Below are 20,326 nucleotides of genomic sequence, written 5' to 3'. Positions count from 1 at the left end.
CCAATTCCCTAGCAAACGATTAACAACAAACACAGGTACAAGTGTTGTTGTAATTATGACTAAATTCAAGTTTATCCTACTATTTAACTCGGAATTAACGCGAATATATCTATGACGATACCGTGCTCTTAATCACAAAATAAGCAAAAACTAAATTAATCAAATATTCAATTGCAGTCTAGTGCCTACGCAAAACAGCGGTAAGCTGAATCATCCGACTCACGGGAAGAATTTTTCACCCTAACTCACAAAATTATTTGCTTTTCTACCATACTCTTTTTAGTTAGAAAGTCGTTAGGAACAACAAGAGGAATTCGTTATGGCTCATATTACTGAAGTCGTGCCCAACGATACTGAACTTGAGGCAATGACCACACCAAGAAACAGCAAAGCCGCCGAGGCAATGCAGCATAGACGCGAAGTCAAAAAGCGTTTAGAAGACTACCTCGAGCGGGCGGAGTTAAAACGTGCATTAGGAGATGACGATTTTTTCTAGCCAATTCTATCTCGCTATCTAGTGGTCAAAATGATGGGATGATGATCTCAGTCGGTGATCATTTGTTTCGAACTCACTGAGTTTTGGCCCACTAAAATCGAATATCTCACCCAGCCAACAGTGCTGGGTTTGACTCTGCTCTAGCTCACTAACCTCCAGATTTAATATCGCGTCATCACGGTCATTTTTACCACTCTTGTCGGCTTGAGTTTTGATTAACAAGCATTCAGCCTGAACACACTCAAATAACTCATCGCTGTCATGCTTTGCTCCAATCAATCTATTTCTATATCAAGAACAAAGCAGCTTTAATGTCATATCAATAAAATATTATTAAACAGATGGTTACTTATTTATGTCCCATAGACATAGCGCTAGAATTGTAACAAGTGCACCAAAATGATTCACAAAATCGATAACAGCTAATTTATTTAATCGGTATATTTTCTCAGCTAGCCTGCGAATCAATATGAATAAATGAGGTTTAAGGCTATGATTAGCCACATCTCTCTCGCTGAAATTACCTGCAGGATATACGGGAATGTCTGAGTCGTTAGCCCAATATCAACAAGATCTACGCCGTTTTTCCGATGAATTAATTCGCATTCAAACGCCAATAAAAATCTTAGATGCCATTAAATGGCCGCGGGAAATGGAGGAACGTTTTCTCTCCAATAAGGGCACGGTACTTCCGGCTATCAAGCAAGAGTTTTATCAAAACATTGCTTTACCTTTTGATCCTGTTAAAACCCAAGCTGAGCTAGCCTCCCTAAAACAAGACATCCATAGACGTTTGGGTAAACGAGACAAACTCGGCAAAATATTAGTGGCAAACGTCGATCAGTATCGCCTTGTCATCGATATGTTGGGGAACAGAGGCACGCCAACCTTTGGTAAGCTCAGCCAAGAATTGTACGGCAGTGCTAGCCATAAACTGCATGGCGATCGCCATACCTTGCGCCAGTTAGGCGATAAACTCAGCTACATTTTCTCGTTGCCCGCGGCGAGGCACATGAATAAACATCACCCTAAAATTATTAGCGCGCCAGAAGCGGTTAACGTGCTCAGCCACCGTTTAGAAAAGTACTTCCATAGCGATGATATGCGTGTACGCCTTAGTGACGGTATCGTCTCTGACGCTGCAGTCGGTGGCGATACCGTTAAGCTCAATAGCAAAGCAATGTTCAGCGAATCGGATCTTAATGTATATGAAGTTCACGAAGGTTGGGTGCATGTCGGCACGACGCTAAACGGCCGAGCTCAACCCCACGCCACTTGGCTCAGTGTCGGTTCTCCCCGCGTAGCAGCAACCCAAGAAGGTCTAGCCGTTTTACTGGAAATGCTGACGCTAAGTTCAAATCCAGGACGGGCTCGGCGAATTAGTGACCGTGTTGCCGCGGTCGATATGGCTGAAAATGGTGCTGACTTTATAGAGGTATTCAATTATTTCAGAGGATTGAATCTAAGTGCGACAGACAGTTACCGTGTCACCCAAAGGGTTTTCCGTGGTGGTATGGTGGAAGGCGGCAGTTTCTTCACTAAGGATATTTCCTATGTGCGTGGCTATGTGGAAAACATTAACTTTATCCGCAGCGCCATCACCTCAGGCCTTCCTGAACTCATCCCTATGCTATTCCTCGGTAAATTGGCGATTGAAGATATCCCCGTGTTATACCAAGCTTGCCAAGAGGGCATTCTAACTACGCCTAAATATCTACCGCCCATGTTTGATAACTTTAGTGGCCTTTATGCTTGGTTTGGTTTTGCATCAGGTTTAGCAGGAATCGATTTGAAAGGTGTACAGCGCCATTTCACTCGCTTATTTAAAGACGTACCAAATGTCGTCCCCGCCTTTGAGTTACTCGATGATACTGAATTTGACAACAACTCGGACTAATACAGTAACTAGATTGATTTAAAATAAAAAAAGCTCACAACTATGTGAGCTTTTTATAAAACTAAACGCTAATCTTCGATAGAAAAACCTTCACCATTACATTCATAATACAACTCACAGGCAGGATAACTCGCTTTGCCACACGTGTAGAAGATAATGGCATTTCCACCCAACTTTTTAACTTGTACTTTCAAATCTTTTAAGGCTTCCACACTAATTGCGGCAGTGCATTTAAATCCAATCGATCACCTTGGGTCGCGATTGCTATAGCCTTTGGTTTAGTCTGAGGATCTTGGTTAATCACATCGACTAATCCATGCTGCGCCTCGGGTTCTCCATGGACTAAAATTAACGGCGGTTGGCCTTCAAAATGGTGATACCAACGTAATAACTCTGCTTGATCCGCATGGGCTGAAAGTCCACCCACTGTGTGTAACTTAGCCGCGACTTTAATGCTGTTACCATGAATAGACAGTTCCTCAGCGCCATCGACGAGGGCGCGCCCCGGTGTTCCAAGCGCTTGATAACCACAAATAATCACATCACATTCTGGGCGCCATAAATTATGCTCTAAGTGGCTACGAATACGTCCACCGTTACACATGCCGCTCCCTGCAATAATGATCAATCCCTTATGCACGTCGTTCAGCGCTATCGACTCTTCGGTCGTTTGGATAAATTCGACATTCGACAACAGCGGATGCTGCCCAGGATGTTGGCGGGTAAAGCGTTTAAAGTCCTCATCCATCAGCGGATAATTATTAACGTAGACGCGGGTCGCCTCAATTGCCATCGGGCTGTCTAGGCAGATTTTCCAACGGCCGAGATCCCATTCTTTAGCATATAAATGAAATAGATATAATAACTCCTGTGCTCGTCCAACCGAAAAAGCGGGCAGCAATATATTGCCTTGGCTCTCGTTGACTGTCTTAGCAAAAATGGCTTTCAATTCGGCTAAGGTATCCGTCCAACTGCGGTGAAAACGATTGCCATAGGTGCTTTCCATTAAGACTAAATCTGCCGTATCCACTAAGGTAGGATTACGTAAAATCGGCATACCTGCACGGCCAAGATCGCCACTGAAGACGATTTTCTTCTGGGATTTTCCCTCACCTAACCACAATTCGACTAAGGCGGAACCTAAAATATGCCCTGCATCTGAGAGGCAAATATCCACATGGGGAATAACCCGAGTCACTTGACCATATTCCAATGGTACAAATTGGGTTATCGCGAGTTCAGCATCTTCAACGGTGAATAGCGGTTCTAGGGGGTCAAGATCATGTTTAGCACGCTTTTTATTGACTCTTTCGGTATCGCGGGTCTGCAGCATAGCCGCATCTTTGAGCATGATGGCGCACAGCTCTGCCGTGGCTTTATGGGTGTAGATAGGCCCATCAAAACCCGCTTTGACTAAAAGTGGTAAACGCCCAGAATGATCGATATGGGCATGGCTAAGCACGACAGCAGAAATAGACTCAGGATCAAATGCGAAGGGATCATGATTACGCAACTCATCAGATTTACCGCCTTGGATCAAACCACAGTCGAGCAATAAGTGTTCATGATCAACCGAGAGTAAATGACACGAACCCGTCACTTCCTCTGTCGCCCCTAAAAACTGCAATGTCATTCGCATGGTGTCCCTCCAAGATGTTTATCTCATATAAAGATAGACTATGCCCTTATTCCTAAAACAAAAAGGATTAATTAGTCACGTGCGAGCAATGTCAACTTTAGCTGTAATGCTTAGTCATCAATAACCTAACAATGGGTACAACTGACCTTGACGTACCGTTTTGCCAGCGTTAGCAATAGTGCCATCGCGCAGCCATTGTTCGAGCAAGATCTGCAAAGGCTGCTTGACCTCTGCGGCCGTCATTCCAGCGCTAATACTTGGGCTATAGAGTAATTTAAGCAAAATGAAATCGAGTCCGGTAAGTAAGTCCTGCGGGGTTTTGTCGTTAAAGATGGAGGGAAATACTTTCTCTGAATCATTGGGTAAACCAAGCACTTGAGTAATCTCTTCCACTACGCAAGCCACTAACTTACCGTGCATTTTGGCTTGATCTACAGGAATAATAATCCAAGCACGTTCAATCTCTTGCCGTGAATTGAGAGCAAACTTTGCCATACACACAGAGCCATGGACATTTTTCGCCGAGCTCGGTCCCATTAAGCGCATCACCTCACCTGCCCATAGGGATTGACGGGTAAACACTAAGTGCAGATTCGCCTCTGAGAGCGTATCAACCCGTTGAATATCGAGGCCGGTGATCTGGCCTAAGTGTGTTAAGTGCATCAACACTAATTGAGTGTGCAGCGCCTTATCACCCACTTGATGCTCAATAAACACTCGTACTGGTATGCGCCACTTACGCACGCTATGTTTAGCAAGGTCATACTCATTTTGTAGGGCGACTTCACTAAATGCTTGGGTGATATAAGCGGAGTTTTTCCAATCCGTAGCGGGCGTTAATACTTGGGTTAATCCGGGAGATGTTTGAGCAGCAAATAAAGGTAAAGCTAATAAACTTAGCGTTAGAAAAAGCCCTAAACGAAACAGACGTGCAGTAAAAAATAACCAACTGTAGAAACGTGTTAATACCCTAAGCCACTTTTGCATTGGCACTCATCCCGCAACTTGACGAGGTCACTGAATCAAAATCATAGCAGTGATACTGATAAAAGAAGTCGAAATCTGCAAACAATCTCCTACGACATAGACTCAATAAACTCGCCCAGATAATGCAATGCCGACTAAACCGTAGCCAATAAAACCCCATAATAAAATGACTACACAAAGCATCAATGCATTGTTTTTAAAAACATTATATTTAACATCATTAATCGTATACTGATGATATTACACCACCATTGCCAAGGATTCAGGATGACAATGGTGTGCATTTTTTAGCTTAAGCGCTTTCTAACGAGCATAATCCGTGCAACTATTCAGCGAACTCACTAATATGAGCCTGTATTTACAACAGCTAGTCCCTTAACCATCCCTCAACTTCATCGCGCGTCGGTACTGAGCCGCTATGTACGAGCTCACCATCGATCACTACCGCTGGGGTTTTCATCACTTTAAATTTCAATAGGCTTTGAGGATCTGTGTCCTTTTTTACAATAACATCCACACCCATTTCTTCTGATATGTCCGCAATCATCTCAGCGGTTTTGCTACATTTAGCGCAACCACTGCCTAATACTTTGACTTGTTTCATGTTACTTCCTTAACGAACTGTGCTGCAAAATTAAAAATTTCAACCTACTGTCATACTCGCAGCCACATATAGCAAGGTAAATTTCCAGCCAAGCAAACTCATAGACAAGAGTATGGCAACATCTATAGCTCAATTCAGGCCACAATAAGATAACTGCATTATTAGTTGCATTGCATTGATTGCTATTAATTTCTATATCTAAATATAAACAAATATTTATAAACCATCTGTTATAAACACTACCAAAAAACTAAAAAAGTACAGCCTAGTTTTTCATAAAATCACAATACTCTAGTTAATTTCACGACTCAAAAAATAATCTTGATAACACAACAAATATTAATACAACCTAAATTAGACGCTTGGTGAATACAGCTAAAACAGGCAATATTTTACTTGATTATTATTTAGATATTTCCCCGTCATCATTTATCCACACATCTCGTGACCAATATCACTTATTACAACATTTAAGATTGATCCTACATCACTAAACACTAGTATCTGCTATGTTGCGGCTGCGACACGATTTATCAACATATTATAACAATACGGAAACTTCCATATGACCTGGACCCAAACATACACGCCACTCGGTAGCTTGTGGCTAACCGCAATGGTTGCTTTACTGCCTATTGTGTTTTTCTTCCTAGCCTTAACTGTATTAAAACTTAAAGGCTATATCGCTGGGGCATTAACCTTATTAATTGCCTTAGCAGTCGCGATACTCGCCTACAAAATGCCTATTAGTATCGCGCTTGCTTCTGCTATATATGGTTTTAGTTATGGGCTATGGCCAATTGCTTGGATTATTATTACCGCAGTATTTTTATATAAAATCACCGTTAAAACAGGTCAATTTGAGGTTATTCGCTCGTCAGTCATCTCAGTCACGGAAGATCAACGATTACAAATGCTATTGGTTGGCTTTTCATTTGGAGCCTTCCTCGAAGGTGCTGCTGGTTTTGGTGCACCTGTTGCTATTACAGCTGCGTTACTTGTCGGGCTTGGATTCAATCCATTGTATGCAGCAGGACTTTGCTTAATCGCAAATACGGCACCCGTCGCCTTTGGAGCTATGGGTATCCCAATTATCGTAGCAGGTCAGGTTTCATCACTAGACCCATTCCATATTGGACAACTCGCTGGCCGTCAGTTGCCAATTTTATCGATTATTGTCCCCTTCTGGCTCATCGCAATGATGGATGGCATCAGGGGAATACGTCAAACTTGGCCCGCAACATTAGTAGCAGGCGTTTCATTTGCGATTACCCAATTTTTGACCTCAAACTTTATTGGCCCCGAATTACCCGATATTACTTCGGCGTTAGTCAGTCTAATTTGTTTAACGTTATTTCTAAAAGTCTGGCAACCAAAAGAAATATTCACTTTCTCAGGCATGAAACAAAGAGTTACTACCCCTAAATCTACTTTTTCTCATAGCCAGATATTTAAAGCATGGTCTCCCTTTATTATTCTCACAGCGATTGTAACCCTGTGGAGTCTTAAAGATGTACAACTGGCATTAAGTTTTGCCACTATCAGTATTGAAGTACCTTACTTACATAATCTCGTTATCAAAAGTGCACCTATTGTCGCTAAGGAAACCCCTTATGCAGCAATATATAAACTTAATTTATTAGGCGCTGTTGGAACAGCAATTTTAATCGCAGCAATGATCTCAATTGTGGTCCTTAAAATGTCAGTAAGTAATGCACTGACATCCTTTAAAGACACTTTAATTGAATTAAAATTCCCGATATTGTCGATTGGATTAGTATTAGCATTTGCCTTTGTCGCTAACTATTCAGGTCTATCTTCAACCTTAGCACTCGTGCTCGCTGGCACTGGCGTAGCATTCCCCTTCTTCTCGCCATTCTTAGGTTGGTTAGGTGTGTTTTTAACAGGTTCAGACACCTCGTCAAATGCCCTATTTGGCGCGCTGCAAGCCAATACAGCAAACCAAATCGGTGTAACACCGGAGTTATTAGTCGCCGCAAACACTACGGGAGGTGTAACGGGCAAAATGATTTCGCCACAATCTATTGCCGTTGCTTGCGCTGCAACGGGATTGGCAGGTAAAGAGTCAGATCTTTTCCGCTTTACGCTAAAGCACAGTCTATTTTTCTGTACTTTCATTGGCATGATCACAGTACTCCAAGCATACGTAGTCCCTTGGACATTAGTGTTTTTCACTAAATAAAGCGATATCTAAGATATATTAAAAGCCGAGTGATAAACCACTCGGCTTTTTAGATTGAAATGGATATAAAACTCACTCTGCGATGAAGTTAAAATGAGTTTAATTAAGTAAAGTAGCAAGGCAGCTTTATTAATCCCAGTGAAGTCATACAATCAAGGTCCTGATTGTCATTCTTGTCGTAGATAACTACTCGGTACATTGATGACAAATGCAACTTAAGCCAGCAACTTCGCCTTATCCTTACCTAATACGGCCATTAGTCACTTGCAGTATCAATGGGATCCATTCGGATAGAGATCTAAATACTGGCTCGATAGCGTTAATCAACACTGCAAGCTCCTAATCGTTTATCTCATGGTTAAACAATCACTTGATGATAGGTTTCCACATGGTATGACTCGACTAATTCGGGCATAACTTGGTGGAAATAGTGTTGAATCGCATCTTTAGCGCAGTGCTCATCAAAGGCGGCAATATCGACAAACTTTTCTACAAACGTCACGCGGCGTGGTTCATCACGGCTCACATTGAGTTCGTAACGAATACAACCCGCTTCGCGGCGCGTATCAGGAATAAGGCTCGCGAGCGCAGCGATTAGCGCTTCGGTTTTGCCCTCTTTAGCCAGAAAACTCGCCACGCAGGCAATTTGTTGTTGATTGATTCTATAGTCCGTTGAAGTCGACATCTCAGTTCCTTATTGGCTTAATGTTGAATGTTTATGTGCCAAGCTTTTGTTGATCGCTTATGTTGATAATTGATGTAGATAACTCATATTGATAGCCGCTTATGCTGATTGGTAGCGCATATCTAAATGGGGAATACCATCTTCTAAATACATCTCAGAGCAGGCGACAAAGCCGAGTTTTTGATAGAAAGCTTTGAGGTAATCTTGAGCACCGATTTGGATCCCCGCATCGGGCCAAGTCGTCAGTGCCGATTCAATGGCGTGCTGCATTAAAGGCATGGCTAGCCCTTTGCCTCGTCCCGCTGGCGATACCACCACACGGCCGATACTCGCCTCTGGATAACTCAATCCCGGCGGCAAAATACGCGCGTAGGCAAGCAGTTCCCCGTCTGACGATAAGCCGAATAAATGCTGGGTTTCTGGGTGCCTATCTTTATCGTCAAGCTCTGGATACGCACAGGCCTGCTCTACTACAAACACATCGACTCTTAGCTTCAATATGTCATATAGCCTATTGGCATTTAATTGATTAAATGTAAGATTTTGCCACTGCAAACGATATCCCTCTGCAAATCATCAAAAAAGAGCTTTGAGTCTACCACAGCATAAAGACCATAAAAAAGCGCCTTAATCCACGAGGACTAAGGCGCAAAGCTGTTGCGCAAACCAATAGATCTGGGGAAATCTATGGCGACAACAGGATAACGAAAACGTTATTACTCGACCATGGCATCGTGGGCCACAGGCCCTGTCGGTTTACGGATCAGCAGCACAGCGAATACGGCGATGAGTAGCAGAGCGCCCATGATGTAAAACACATCGTTATAGGCCTGAATATAAGCTTGCTGACTCATGGTTTTGCCAAGTAAAGCTTTCGCCTGCGCGGCGGCGGTATAGGGATCTGAACCTCCCGCCTGCAACATACTTGCGCTTTGGGTTAAATAATCCTGTGCTTGCGTGCTCACTGCGGGTAAAGATTCCTTAATATGAGCCAAATGCCCGCGCGACAAAGTGTCAGTCAGGGTCGCCACCAGCGCGATACCAAAAGCACCGCCTAAGTTACGCATCACGTTTAATACCGTCGATGCCGAGGCATTTTCATGGGGTTTTAAATGCATGGTCGCAAGCATTCCAATTGGCACCAGAATAAAAGGCTGACCTAATGCCCGTACTACTTGCGAAGCGATCATCTGCGGTCCGGCATAATCTGCGGTCATCTGGCTATTCATGTAATAACTAATGGCGAACATTAAAAAGCCAAAAGCAGCGAGATAACGACTATCGAAGCGCTCCATCAATTTCGGCACTAAAGGCAAGACCAATAGCTGCGGAAATCCCATCCACATAATCACACCACCAATTTCTAACGGTGTGTAATCATGGACTTGTGATAGATAAAGCGGGATCAAATAAATAGCACCGAATAATGCCATGCCCAGTAAAAAATACGCCACGGTAGAGAGCACAAAATCACGCTTACCGAGCAGGCGCAAATTCACTAACGGCTCTTTACGCCTTAGCTGGATCCAAACAAATAACACCAGATTCACGACGGCAATAATGGCCAGATTACGAATGAGCTCCGAGCCAAACCAGTCCTTGCGGTTACCCTCTTCGAGCACCACTTCAAGGCAACCCATCCCCAGCGCCATAGTGACTATGCCCGCCAGATCGACATTCTTCAGCTTATCCCAAACGACCGACTGCTTTTCTAAACCGTAGGCCAACATCGCCATCACCAACAAGCCCGGTGGCACGTTGATATAAAACAGATAATGCCAGCTAAATTGCTCGGTCAACCAACCGCCTAAGGTCGGGCCGATTGAAGGCGCAAAGGTCGCCGTCACGCCAAATAACGCCATGCCGACGGCACGCTTGTTATCGGGTAAAAACTCAAGGATAAGCCTAAAGGCCAGCGGAATTAGTGCGCCACCAAAGAAACCCTGTAGCGCCCGAAAGGCGATCATGGCCTCTAAGTTCCACGCGATTGAACAAAGCACAGAAGCAAAGATAAAAGCAGCCGTGGTCCATAACAGATAACGCCTGACCGACAATCCCGTGCTGAGCCAGCCAGAGAGCGGGATCGCGATCATCTCAGCCACCAGATACGCGGTTGAAATCCAGCTGCCTTCTTCGAGCGTTGCCCCAAGGCTGCCTTGAATCTCCTTCATCGATGCATTAGTGATTTGAATATCGAGGATCGCCATAAAGGCGCCAATCAAACCACCAAATACCGCAATCCATGAACGGCGACTGCCACGCTCATAATCGGTAGGCTTTTTAGGTACACTGATGCCCTGCGCCTCCATATCGGCAGACGCAGTGATAGAGCCAGTTGCGCTCATACTAACGACCTGTATTTGCAGCGATTGCCGATATTGCAGGACCCGACGCCGTATCCACTTTTACGACCGCACTTAAGCCCGGTAGCATGCGTGTTTCTGCCTCAGACAAATCTAAGCGAATACGCACGGGAATACGCTGGACGATTTTAGTGAAATTACCTGTAGCGTTTTCCGCTGGCAATAGACTAAATTTGGCTCCGGACGCCGGTGACAGACTATCGATAGCACCTATAAAGGTTTTGTCGGGAAACGCATCGAGACTGACCTGCACCGACTGTCCTGGTTGCATGTGTTGGATCTGGGTCTCTTTAAAGTTCGCCGTGATCCACACTGCCCCATCCGGAACCAAACTGTAGAGTGCTTGGCCGGGCTGCACGTACTGCCCCACCATAGCGCCACGTTTACCAATCACCCCAGAAAAAGGTGCGGTCACGCGGGTATCATTTAATTGAATTTTCGCCAGTTCTAAAGTCGCATCGGCCTGCTCTACTACTGAACCCGCCTGATCTAATTGGGCATTAAAAACCGCTAACTCCCGTTGCTTTGCCACTAACACGGCTTGAGCTTCATCGAGGCGGGCGGCGGCAGAATCAAATCCGGCCTGTAGTTGGTCGACATCATCTTGGGAGCTGTAATTACTGACTTTAAGCTTTTTTGAACGGCTCAATTGTTGTTGTGCCCGTATTTTATCGGCCTTTGCCGCCACCACGCCTGCGCTGGCTTGAGTGATTAACGCCCGTTGCAACTCCACCTTTGCAGCTAAGGTTTGCAAGTCCGCCTTCGCACTCGCCTGTGAGGCTTCGGCTTGACTCACTTTGGCACTAAACTGGTTATCTTCTAGCTGAGCTAATAACTCACCCTTTTGCACATGCTGGTTATCGGTTACATCGCTTAACACAACGTAGCCAGGCACTTTCACGCTGATATGGGAAATATCGGCCTCAACATAAGCGTTATCCGTGGTTTCGATAAAACGTACCTGTGTCCACCAGTAATAACCGCCTCCTGCAACTGCAGCGAGTAACAGTGGAACGGCGATAATGAGTTTACTTTTGGACATGAATGACTCCTTGATTAGTGATATCTAGTGTACTACTGTCTCACTAAGTTTATTAGTCAGTAAAAAATCAACCCACTGTTTCACAGGTGTAACAATGATGGATCTCAATCGCGTGCAAATTTTCGCTCAAGTGGTCGAGCAAGGCAGCTTTACGGGTGCCGCCAAAGCCCTTGGGCTCACTAAGGCAACCGTCAGTCGCAAGATAGCCGAGCTCGAAGCCGATACCGGCACACAACTGCTGTTTCGCACCACGAGAGCCCTAAAACTCACCGAAGCAGGATCGAGTTATTACAACAGGATCAATAAGATCCTCACCGATCTGCAGAGCGCAGAACATCAGCTCAGCGCCCAACAGCAATTGATTAAAGGCAATCTAAAAATTGTCTGCCCAATTGAATTAGGCCAATTGTTTTTAGGGCCAATTTTCGCGCAGTTTTTAACGCTTTATCCCGAAATCACCATAGAGGCTGAACTCACCAATCGAAAGGTTGATGTGATAGAAGAAGGCATCGATCTGTTATTTCAAATTGCCGATTCTGGCGACACTCGCTTACAAAGCTATGCCTTAGTCAACGCCCATAAATCGCTCATGGCAAGCCCAGCTTATTTAGCTGCCCATGGAACACCCAAGGTGCCACAGGACTTAGCCAAACATAAAGCGATTCGCTTGCAGTCGGCGCATATCGAAGGTGCGTGGAAATTATTCGATGGTAAAACTTGGATTGTCGCCGAGCCCAAGACTCAACTGACGGTAAACAATGTCACCCTCGCTCGCGAGGCCGCCATTGCGGGGCTTGGGATCACAGCGGTGCCGTCCATCATAGCCCAAGTCGCATTAGAAAAAGGCGATTTAATCCCGCTACTAGATGACTATCCAATGGTGCAAACTAAGGTAGTGCTTAGCTATCCACAGCGGGCGTATCTACCGCGAAAATACCGCGTCTTTATCGAATTCATCTATAGCTCCCTATTTAAACGTTGGGGATCGCAAGTCTTAGAAGTCCCTGATTTTATCGGCCATGCCGATCTAGATGAATAAATCGAATACCCCAAACAGTAACAATTGTTACTTTGTAAAGTGTAAATCATTGCCTTGAGGATAAATCCTCTATGTCAGAATTGCCTTAATCCATAAGCCCCTATAAGCTTGGCAAGGTAACAGGCTGCAAAAGACCTTAGGTTTTCCTGATACAGTTTGCACAATAAAATTTAACATTTAATCTCAATTTTGGAGGAAACCTAATGAGCTTAATTAAAGAGTTCAAGGCTTTTGCGTCCCGTGGCAATGTGATCGACATGGCCGTTGGTATCATCATAGGTGCCGCATTCGGCAAAATCGTCTCGTCCTTCGTAGCCGATGTCATCATGCCACCGATTGGTATCATCCTAGGTGGTGTGAATTTTAGTGATTTGAGCATAGTGCTACAGGCAGCTCAAGGTGATGCGCCTTCTGTGGTCATTGCCTATGGCAAATTCATTCAGACTATTATCGACTTTACGATTATCGCCTTCGCCATTTTTATGGGTTTAAAAGCCATTAACACCCTAAAACGCAAGGAAGAAGATGCGCCTAAAGCGCCACCAGCACCGACCAAAGAAGAAGAGTTGCTGTCTGAAATCCGCGATCTATTGAAAGCTCAACAAGAAAAATAATCTCAAACTTAAGTGTCACGCATAAAAAACCCATCTCTAGAGATGGGTTTTGTTTTTTACATCAGCGAGATAAGTGATTACTCAGCTTCAACATGCACAGTTTCACTGTAATCTTGCACTACTTCTGCCACCCGAATGCAATAAGAGTTAAACAAACAGGGCACTATACCCGTTTGCTCGGCAATGCTGTGGGCCATCTGATTGCGCCATTGGGTAATAGAGGCTTGGTCCTCCCAAAACGACAGGCTCAGTACTTTGCCATCGTCGGTTAGGCTCTGAAAACGTTCGATCGAAATCAATCCCTTGCGGCCTTCTAAATATTGGCGCATTTCAGCCGCCACGTGCAGATACTCTTCCTTCCCTTCCTTTGTCGGGATGACTTCAAAAATTACCGCAATCATAATGTTCTCCAGAAATGAATGTCCTTAATGTCGACTCTAAGACTAGCCCATCTATCACTCTTTAGCTCACTGATTTTTAGAGTTTTAGTCAATGTGATAACCCTGTCTACAACGAAGGCAATAACCCGAAACATAACAAGTTATTGCCCACGATGACGGCTTACTTGTGATTAACCGAGCTCATCAATGCGCTTATCGCCGCGATATAGCCAACGATACAAGGTCGGCAAGACGAGTAAGGTCAGCGCCGTCGAGCTAAACAAGCCACCGATAATCACCACTGCCAAGGGCTTTTGGATCTCACTGCCGACACCCGATGACAATAAAATCGGGATCAAACCTAAGGCCGAGGTCAGTGCCGTCATCAATACCGGCCGTAAACGCCCAACCGTGCCCTCATAAACACAATCATAGAGTGCTTCGCCGCTTTGCCTGCGCTGATTAATCGAATCCACCAGCACCACACCGTTGAGCACCGCTACCCCAAATAGAGTGATAAAGCCAATAGAGCTAGGCACTGACAAATAAGTACCACTGACATACAGGGCCACTATGCCGCCAATCAAAGCTAAGGGTACGTTCGCCATGATGAGCAACACTTGCTTGAATGAACCAAAGGAGAAGTACAACAACAAGGCAATCAAAGCGATAGAAATCGGCACCACTAGCATCAACTTTTGCTGCGCCCGCTGCTGATTCTCATATTGGCCGCCAATGATCACTGTATATCCCGCAGGCAAATCCGCCTTTGGCACTAGAGCATAAATATCTTTTACAACCGAGCCCATATCGCGTCCCGCCACGTTGGCCTGCACCACAACACGGCGCTGCACATCGTCACGGCGAATATTCGGCGGCGCCATTTCCACTTCGACGCTGGCGACTTCCCCTAAGCGCACTGTGGCGCCATTTGTACCACTGAGTAATAAGTCTTTAATCGCATCAGGGCTTTGGCGAAACTCGGCCGCGAGTCGCACATTGATGTCGTATCTGGCATTGCCATCGATCACTTGCCCTGCACTCGCGCCGCCAATACCTTGGCTGACGAGGCTCATCACTTGATCGACACTGATGCCGTAACGCGCCAATAGCTCGCGTTTGGGGCGCACGACTAATTGCGCCTCACCGCTCACTTGCTCAAGCGACACATCGACGGCACCGGGGATTTTCGCGACAAGATCGGTAAGCGCTTGGCCTTTCTGTGACAATACTGCTAAATCTGGGCCGAAGATTTTGATCGCTAACTGGGCTTTTACCCCCGAAAGTAATTCATCTACCCGAGTCGCAATCGGCTGCGAAAAGGTCAACAAGAGTCCGGGGAACACGCTGAGTTTTTCCTCCATCAAGCGTTGCAGTTCCAAGCGCGAGCTTGCCGACTGCCACTCTGCTATCGGTTTCAAGCCAATATAGACTTCAATATTACTCACAGGCTCAGGATCGCCACCCAGTTCAGGCGCACCAATGCGGCTCAGGGCATATTCCACCTCTGGAAATGCTAGCAAAATAGCCTCAAGCTTAGGTGCGACTTGGAGCGAAGTCCCTAAACTCGCCGTCGGTGCCAGCGTCACCCTCAAGTTAATCGTGCCTTCCTCCAGTTCAGGCACAAATTCGGTACCCAGCCTTGGTAGCAATAATAGACTCAAGCCGAACATTACCAAGGCGCTGAGCATCACCACCTTTGGCCTAGCAAGCGTTGCCGTCAGTAACTTGCGATAAGCGGCATCCAGTGGCGCTAAAATAACACTTTGTTTAAGCATCACACCGCGCTTAAACAGATACACGGCAAGGGCTGGCACGGCGATCAGCGCCACCAGCAGCGCCGACATCATAGCCAAAATAATACTGACCGCCATCGGCTGGAACAGTTTGCCTTCAACGCCTTCGAGTGCAAACAGCGGCGCAAATACGACGATAATAATGGCGGTGGCGAAGAAGATTGGACTACACACCTCTTTTGCCGCGAGCATTATCCGAATAACCATATTCGATTTGCTGACATCACCACTGGCTTTAGCGCCATCCTCCTCACTGTGATAGGGATCGTCCTCACCATCGGCACGCGCCCTCGCCTCAGGTAAATGGCGGCGATCCGGTTGGGTTAAGTGTTTGAAAATATTCTCTACCATCACCACAGAGCCATCGACTAACATACCAATCGCCACTGCTAAGCCGCCGAGCGACATCAGGTTTGCCGACAGACCATAATAGGACATCACCATAAGTGCGAGCCCGATAGACACTGGAATCGACAGCAACACCAACAAGGTCGCGCGGATATTAACGAGGAACAACGCCAAGATCACCACGATAAACACAAAGGCCATTAGCAGCGCATCGCGCACTGTGGTCACAGCCTTATCGACCAGATCCGCTTGGTCGTAAAACACCTCAAAGGACACGCCATCGGGCAATGCCTGCTCAATAAGGCTCACCCGCGCACCAATATCGTCAATCGTCGCCTTAGTGTTTGCCCCCATGCGTTTGAGCACGACACCTGCCACCACTTCACCGAGATTTTGCACTTGGCCTGATTCATCGCGGCGCGTCATAGTCACAGCCCCGACACGGATCTCGCTGCCGAAATCCACCTGAGCGATATCGCCAATACGCACTGGCGTGCCGCTGGCTTCGGTCAGAGGGATCTGCGCGATCGCCGCCAATCCCGCGTCTCCTGCGGGCAACATGCCATAGCCGCGCACCACAAGTTGCTCTTGGCCTTGGTCCATAAACCAACCGCCAGCGTTGCGGTTATTGCTCTCTAGCGCTTCGGTCACCTGCGCCATAGACAAGCCATAGGCACGCAGTTTATTCGGGTCGACCAGCACTTGGTATTGGCGCACATCGCCACCAAAAGACAAGACTTCAGTCACGCCGCCCACGGGCATCAATATCAACTTCACCAGATAATCATTTAAGCTACGCAGCTCGGCGGCATTAATGCCAGAGTTAGGTTCTGCACGCAGAATATACTGATAAATCTGCCCTAATCCCGAAGTATTCGGGCCGATTTCAGGCACTCCGACGCCGCTTGGGATCATCTCCCGCGCCGCCTGTAACTGTTCAAACACTTGCTGACGGGCGAAGTAAATATCTGTCCCCTCGGCAAATACCACAGTCACAATCGACAAACCAGTACGCGATAACGAGCGCACCTCAGTCACTGCTGGCAAGGCGTACATGGCCGATTCCACCGGATAACTGATAAGTTTTTCCACCTCTTCAGCGGCTAAGCCTTCGGCCGCAGTATTGATGGTCACTTGCACGTTAGTCACATCAGGAAAGGCATCGAGATTCAACTTAGGCAGCATGGCCACGCAGCCCACAATCACGGCGAGCAGAGCCAATACCACTAACAGCCGATTTTTAATCGCGGCTTCGATTAACTTTTGCAACATAGAAAATCTCCAAAATGAGGGCGCTCATATTAGTGGGCGTGAATATCGAAGCCTGCTTTCGCCTGCTCGGATGCCAAGAAGAACGCGCCAGCCACCACGACCTTGAGCTGTGCCTGCTGGGCTTTTTCAAGCTCAGGTCCACGCACTAGACTCAGGCCGCGCTGACGCTGCACCACTTCTACCTCAATGGACTCGAAGCCATCCTCATCTTGAATAAAAATCTGCCAGTCGCCATCGCCGCCACGGGTCAGCGCCGCATCGGGCAGCACTATGCCACTGCCGTTTGGATCGGTAGTAGAGCCAGCAAAGTAGAGTTCAGCAAATTGCCCCGCATGCAGCACATGGTCAGGATTGGGCATACTCACTAACACTTGCTCGGTGCGCGTCACGCTATCGAGTTCATGGGAGCGACCGATGATCTTGCCCGCCAACGTCTTATCCCCTACTTGCACTAAGGCTGAACTGCCAACCTGGATATGCGTAGTTTGAGTTGGGGTTAACTGCGCCTCGACCCATAAATAGGATTCATCGGTCAGTTGCATTAAGGGCGTGCCCGCGCTAAACACTTGACCTAGCATGGCGATATCCTGCTGCACTCGGCCGTCAATTGGCGCTAAGAGTTGATAACTGCCTATGGCTTCGGGTGCCGATTCCAGTGCACGAATTTGCGCGGGCGTCATCTTAATTGCCTCTAAAATCGCCCGTTTAAGTTCGGCATCCACCTGCGCCTGCATCCGCCGACTGACGCTAACCGCACCTTCACTCATGCGTTTGACTCGACTCCATTCGGCAGCGGCATTAATGTAGTCCGCCTGTGCCTGCGCAACGGCTGCGCCACCCAAGGTAAGTAAAGGCTCACCTTTTTTCACTTCTTGTCCCGGCACCACATGGCGCGCCAACACACGCACATCGAGCTGCGGCGCAAGGGTCGCGGTTCGATCGCGATCCACCACTAAGGTCGCCGTCGCCCTAATATCGAGATTCAAATTGGCTAGGTTCAAGCTATCGCTCGACAAAGGTAATAAGCTAATCCCCGCCAAGGCTTGCTGCGCTTCGGTCAATTTCAGCGCTTGTTCGCCGTGTTCATCCGTCGACGCCGTTTGCGTTACCGAATCGCCGCTTTCCTTAGCGACGGGTGCGTGATCACCGCCAGCCAATACAGGCTGAGCGAGAAAGGCCAGCGTGCTCAGCACGAATAATGCGAGAGCGATTTTTGATAGGTTAAACCGACGCTTTTCAGACGTCGTTACAGCATCCAGTTGAAGGATATTTTCGTGGTGAGTATTTGAATTCATTATTGTGACCTCATGGGTTTACTGTGCGTGCGGCGGCATTAGATGTTATCGAAGGGGCTGCATTTAGCTTTTCTATAATGAGCTTTTCGATAAAAGGCATAAGCTGGCCGCTTTCGCCCATCCAAGTTAACCAACTTTGATAGATAGCCGTTTCTAGGTTTAAGCCCACCAAATAACTGGCGGCTAACTGACGACGGCTCTGTAAGTACTCACTCGTACTCACATCCCCCGCCTGCCATTGTTGGCTTAAGGATTTAGCGGCTTTAGCACCTGACACTTGCACTAACTCACGCCAGTCTTGGTAACGTTCAAGTAAACGCGGTAACGCATAGAGGAATTGTTTCTGCTTAGCGGTAAGCACTCGCTCACGGGCAAGATAGCCTTGCTCCGCGATCGCGATTCCCTTATCGGCCACTGCCTGTAACTCACTGTAGTTATTGCGAACTTGTAGAGGAATCGACACACCAACCCCAAGTTTATTGTCCGTACCTTCCTTTTCGGCGGCTAGACTAATGGTCGGGTCTGCTGACGTATCGGCCTTGACTTGCATGGCATTGACTCGCGCCAGCAGCACTTGCTGATAGGCACTAGCCAGAGCCGGCAAAGTGGATGTTAAGGTGCTCAACTCGGCTGCTGGCGCTTGCTTAGTCTGAGCCACAAAGAAATGGATCTCCTTGATAAACTCACTAAAAGCGAGATTATTATCCCCCAGTAATTCAATTACTTTGCCATCGGCCACTAAGGCCACCTGCTCGGCTAAGGCGTAGTCGGCAGTATTAGAGGCGACTTCGAGTTGTATCAATTGCAGCTCGACGTTGGATAAATCCCCCGCCGCCAATCGCTGCTCAGCAATATTGAGCTGCGCCTTGGTGAACCTTAATTGCTGCTCGGCAAAGGTCAGCGCCTTACGGCTTTGCGCCTGTTCTGCCAAGGCCAGTAAGCGTTCGGCCAACATTTGGCTACGCTCTAACCCTATGTCTGCTAAAAGGATTTGCGCTTCAAGCTCGGCACGCTGTGTCGCCACGCCGCGCTTGTCACCCCAATCGAGGGTTTGACTCAGCCCTAAGCTATAAGCATCTGTATCAGCATTTTGATAATTAAGCCCAAGTTCTGGGTTATACACAGCGCGATCTGCCGCCTGAATGGCCAGTTTGGCCTGTTGCTGCCTTACAAGCTGTGCCTGAACTTCAGGTAACTGATTGAACTGTGTGAGTAACTCAGGCAACCATTGGCCAAAGTTGACATGTGCCGTGTCGGTTTCTTTGGCGGGTAAGCCCAGTGATTGCGCCTTAAATGCCTCAACTTCAGCGGCTTTGATTTCAGGGGCATTAGCTTCAGAGGCTTTGGTTTCAAGGACCTTGACTTCAAGGACGTTGACTTCAAGAGAGTCATTTTCTGCCGCGAGGGCAAAGGCTACCAATCCGGCGGCCAATACTAATCCGCAGCTAAACAAGCCCGATCTAAACAGACAAACTAAAGTACGGGCGAGAATCGTTTTTTTCATCGCAAATCCTAACAATATCAAATGTGGATCGGCTGGCTTTTGCGCCCAAAGCGAAACGGCTAGATGTGAGCTTCATTTAAATAGCTCAATGCAAAGCAATCATATCGTTCTGGACATGGCAAATAAGCGCCGATCGAATCATCCCGCCAAGCAATACAGTAA

The 20,326-nt window shown here is 46.9% G+C and carries 16 protein-coding genes; 5 read left to right on the top strand and 11 right to left on the bottom strand.

Annotated features, from left to right (window positions below):
- Positions 1–319: 319 nt before the first annotated feature.
- Positions 320–496 carry a PA3496 family putative envelope integrity protein gene (locus KFE26_RS02965; protein WP_006079984.1) on the top strand — a complete coding sequence of 59 codons (177 nt, stop codon included), beginning with the start codon at positions 320–322 and terminating at the stop codon, positions 494–496.
- Positions 497–1,037: 541 nt separating this feature from the next.
- Positions 1,038–2,393, top strand: a complete 1,356-nt coding sequence (locus KFE26_RS02960; protein WP_212599623.1) for a flavohemoglobin expression-modulating QEGLA motif protein — start codon at positions 1,038–1,040, stop codon at positions 2,391–2,393.
- Between the two features lie 199 nt (positions 2,394–2,592).
- Here the strand turns inward: KFE26_RS02960 and KFE26_RS02955 are convergent, their stop codons facing one another.
- The 3 genes from KFE26_RS02955 to KFE26_RS02945 all read right to left on the bottom strand — a co-directional run bounded on the left by KFE26_RS02955 (position 2,593) and on the right by KFE26_RS02945 (position 5,623).
- Positions 2,593–4,032, bottom strand: a complete 1,440-nt coding sequence (locus KFE26_RS02955) for an MBL fold metallo-hydrolase RNA specificity domain-containing protein (protein ID WP_212599622.1) — start codon at positions 4,030–4,032, stop codon at positions 2,593–2,595.
- A 117-nt stretch (positions 4,033–4,149) separates the two neighbouring features.
- Positions 4,150–5,019 carry a DUF2927 domain-containing protein gene (locus KFE26_RS02950; RefSeq protein ID WP_212599621.1) on the bottom strand — a complete coding sequence of 290 codons (870 nt, stop codon included), beginning with the start codon at positions 5,017–5,019 and terminating at the stop codon, positions 4,150–4,152.
- A 367-nt stretch (positions 5,020–5,386) separates the two neighbouring features.
- On the bottom strand, positions 5,387–5,623 hold the full coding sequence (locus tag KFE26_RS02945) for a thioredoxin family protein (RefSeq protein WP_113939188.1): 237 nt from the start codon (positions 5,621–5,623) through the stop codon (positions 5,387–5,389).
- Between the two features lie 565 nt (positions 5,624–6,188).
- On the opposite strand from KFE26_RS02945, the gene KFE26_RS02940 reads away from it, so the two are divergent.
- Positions 6,189–7,826, top strand: a complete 1,638-nt coding sequence (locus KFE26_RS02940) for a lactate permease LctP family transporter (protein WP_212599620.1) — start codon at positions 6,189–6,191, stop codon at positions 7,824–7,826.
- 358 nt (positions 7,827–8,184) lie between these two features.
- On the opposite strand, the gene KFE26_RS02935 is transcribed toward KFE26_RS02940, so the two are convergent.
- The 4 genes from KFE26_RS02935 to KFE26_RS02920 all read right to left on the bottom strand — a co-directional run bounded on the left by KFE26_RS02935 (position 8,185) and on the right by KFE26_RS02920 (position 11,916).
- A complete protein-coding gene (locus KFE26_RS02935) occupies positions 8,185–8,511 on the bottom strand; it encodes a putative quinol monooxygenase (protein WP_113939190.1) in 327 nt (108 codons plus the stop codon).
- A 99-nt stretch (positions 8,512–8,610) separates the two neighbouring features.
- The gene (locus tag KFE26_RS02930) at positions 8,611–9,066 is read right to left on the bottom strand and encodes a GNAT family N-acetyltransferase (RefSeq protein WP_212599619.1); all 456 of its coding nucleotides are present in this window, start codon (positions 9,064–9,066) and stop codon (positions 8,611–8,613) included.
- Between the two features lie 161 nt (positions 9,067–9,227).
- Positions 9,228–10,856 (bottom strand): DHA2 family efflux MFS transporter permease subunit, encoded by a 1,629-nt coding sequence (locus tag KFE26_RS02925; protein ID WP_212599618.1) that lies wholly within the window; start codon positions 10,854–10,856, stop codon positions 9,228–9,230.
- A 1-nt stretch (position 10,857) separates the two neighbouring features.
- Positions 10,858–11,916 carry an HlyD family secretion protein gene (locus KFE26_RS02920; protein ID WP_212599617.1) on the bottom strand — a complete coding sequence of 353 codons (1,059 nt, stop codon included), beginning with the start codon at positions 11,914–11,916 and terminating at the stop codon, positions 10,858–10,860.
- A 94-nt stretch (positions 11,917–12,010) separates the two neighbouring features.
- Between KFE26_RS02920 and KFE26_RS02915 the strand changes: the two genes are divergently transcribed.
- Positions 12,011–12,955 carry a LysR family transcriptional regulator gene (locus tag KFE26_RS02915; protein WP_212599616.1) on the top strand — a complete coding sequence of 315 codons (945 nt, stop codon included), beginning with the start codon at positions 12,011–12,013 and terminating at the stop codon, positions 12,953–12,955.
- Positions 12,956–13,158: 203 nt separating this feature from the next.
- Positions 13,159–13,569, top strand: coding sequence for a large-conductance mechanosensitive channel protein MscL (gene mscL / locus KFE26_RS02910; protein ID WP_105250328.1), 411 nt, complete (start codon positions 13,159–13,161; stop codon positions 13,567–13,569).
- 77 nt (positions 13,570–13,646) lie between these two features.
- Here mscL and KFE26_RS02905 read toward each other — a convergent pair whose 3' ends face one another.
- The 4 genes from KFE26_RS02905 to KFE26_RS02890 all read right to left on the bottom strand — a co-directional run bounded on the left by KFE26_RS02905 (position 13,647) and on the right by KFE26_RS02890 (position 20,164).
- The gene (locus KFE26_RS02905) at positions 13,647–13,970 is read right to left on the bottom strand and encodes an antibiotic biosynthesis monooxygenase (protein WP_212599615.1); all 324 of its coding nucleotides are present in this window, start codon (positions 13,968–13,970) and stop codon (positions 13,647–13,649) included.
- 170 nt (positions 13,971–14,140) lie between these two features.
- Positions 14,141–17,365: an efflux RND transporter permease subunit gene (locus KFE26_RS02900; RefSeq protein WP_212599614.1), complete on the bottom strand. Its 3,225-nt coding sequence runs from the start codon at positions 17,363–17,365 to the stop codon at positions 14,141–14,143.
- Positions 17,366–17,394: 29 nt separating this feature from the next.
- Entirely contained in the window at positions 17,395–18,660 is a 1,266-nt protein-coding gene (locus tag KFE26_RS02895; protein WP_212599613.1) for an efflux RND transporter periplasmic adaptor subunit, read from the bottom strand.
- A 10-nt stretch (positions 18,661–18,670) separates the two neighbouring features.
- Positions 18,671–20,164, bottom strand: a complete 1,494-nt coding sequence (locus KFE26_RS02890) for a TolC family protein (protein WP_212599612.1) — start codon at positions 20,162–20,164, stop codon at positions 18,671–18,673.
- Between the last annotated feature and the right edge of the window lie 162 nt (positions 20,165–20,326).

It is taken from the genome of Shewanella sp. M16, from assembly GCF_018224605.1.
In the GTDB taxonomy this organism is placed as follows: Bacteria; Pseudomonadota; Gammaproteobacteria; order Enterobacterales; family Shewanellaceae; genus Shewanella; species Shewanella oncorhynchi.
This window is presented reverse-complemented; position numbering and strand designations above follow the sequence as displayed.

Excerpts from the sequence above, each read along its gene's own strand:
- KFE26_RS02965 (WP_006079984.1), top strand. The coding sequence starts at position 320 with ATGGCTCATATTACTGAAGTCGTGCCCAACGATACTGAACTTGAGGCA.
- KFE26_RS02960 (WP_212599623.1), top strand. The coding sequence starts at position 1,038 with ATGTCTGAGTCGTTAGCCCAATATCAACAAGATCTACGCCGTTTTTCC.
- KFE26_RS02955 (WP_212599622.1), bottom strand. The coding sequence starts at position 4,032 with ATGCGAATGACATTGCAGTTTTTAGGGGCGACAGAGGAAGTGACGGGT.
- KFE26_RS02950 (WP_212599621.1), bottom strand. The coding sequence starts at position 5,019 with ATGCAAAAGTGGCTTAGGGTATTAACACGTTTCTACAGTTGGTTATTT.
- KFE26_RS02945 (WP_113939188.1), bottom strand. The coding sequence starts at position 5,623 with ATGAAACAAGTCAAAGTATTAGGCAGTGGTTGCGCTAAATGTAGCAAA.
- KFE26_RS02940 (WP_212599620.1), top strand. The coding sequence starts at position 6,189 with ATGACCTGGACCCAAACATACACGCCACTCGGTAGCTTGTGGCTAACC.
- KFE26_RS02935 (WP_113939190.1), bottom strand. The coding sequence starts at position 8,511 with ATGTCGACTTCAACGGACTATAGAATCAATCAACAACAAATTGCCTGC.
- KFE26_RS02925 (WP_212599618.1), bottom strand. The coding sequence starts at position 10,856 with ATGAGCGCAACTGGCTCTATCACTGCGTCTGCCGATATGGAGGCGCAG.
- KFE26_RS02920 (WP_212599617.1), bottom strand. The coding sequence starts at position 11,916 with ATGTCCAAAAGTAAACTCATTATCGCCGTTCCACTGTTACTCGCTGCA.
- KFE26_RS02915 (WP_212599616.1), top strand. The coding sequence starts at position 12,011 with ATGATGGATCTCAATCGCGTGCAAATTTTCGCTCAAGTGGTCGAGCAA.
- mscL (WP_105250328.1), top strand. The coding sequence starts at position 13,159 with ATGAGCTTAATTAAAGAGTTCAAGGCTTTTGCGTCCCGTGGCAATGTG.
- KFE26_RS02905 (WP_212599615.1), bottom strand. The coding sequence starts at position 13,970 with ATGATTGCGGTAATTTTTGAAGTCATCCCGACAAAGGAAGGGAAGGAA.
- KFE26_RS02900 (WP_212599614.1), bottom strand. The coding sequence starts at position 17,365 with ATGTTGCAAAAGTTAATCGAAGCCGCGATTAAAAATCGGCTGTTAGTG.
- KFE26_RS02895 (WP_212599613.1), bottom strand. The coding sequence starts at position 18,660 with ATGAATTCAAATACTCACCACGAAAATATCCTTCAACTGGATGCTGTA.
- KFE26_RS02890 (WP_212599612.1), bottom strand. The coding sequence starts at position 20,164 with ATGAAAAAAACGATTCTCGCCCGTACTTTAGTTTGTCTGTTTAGATCG.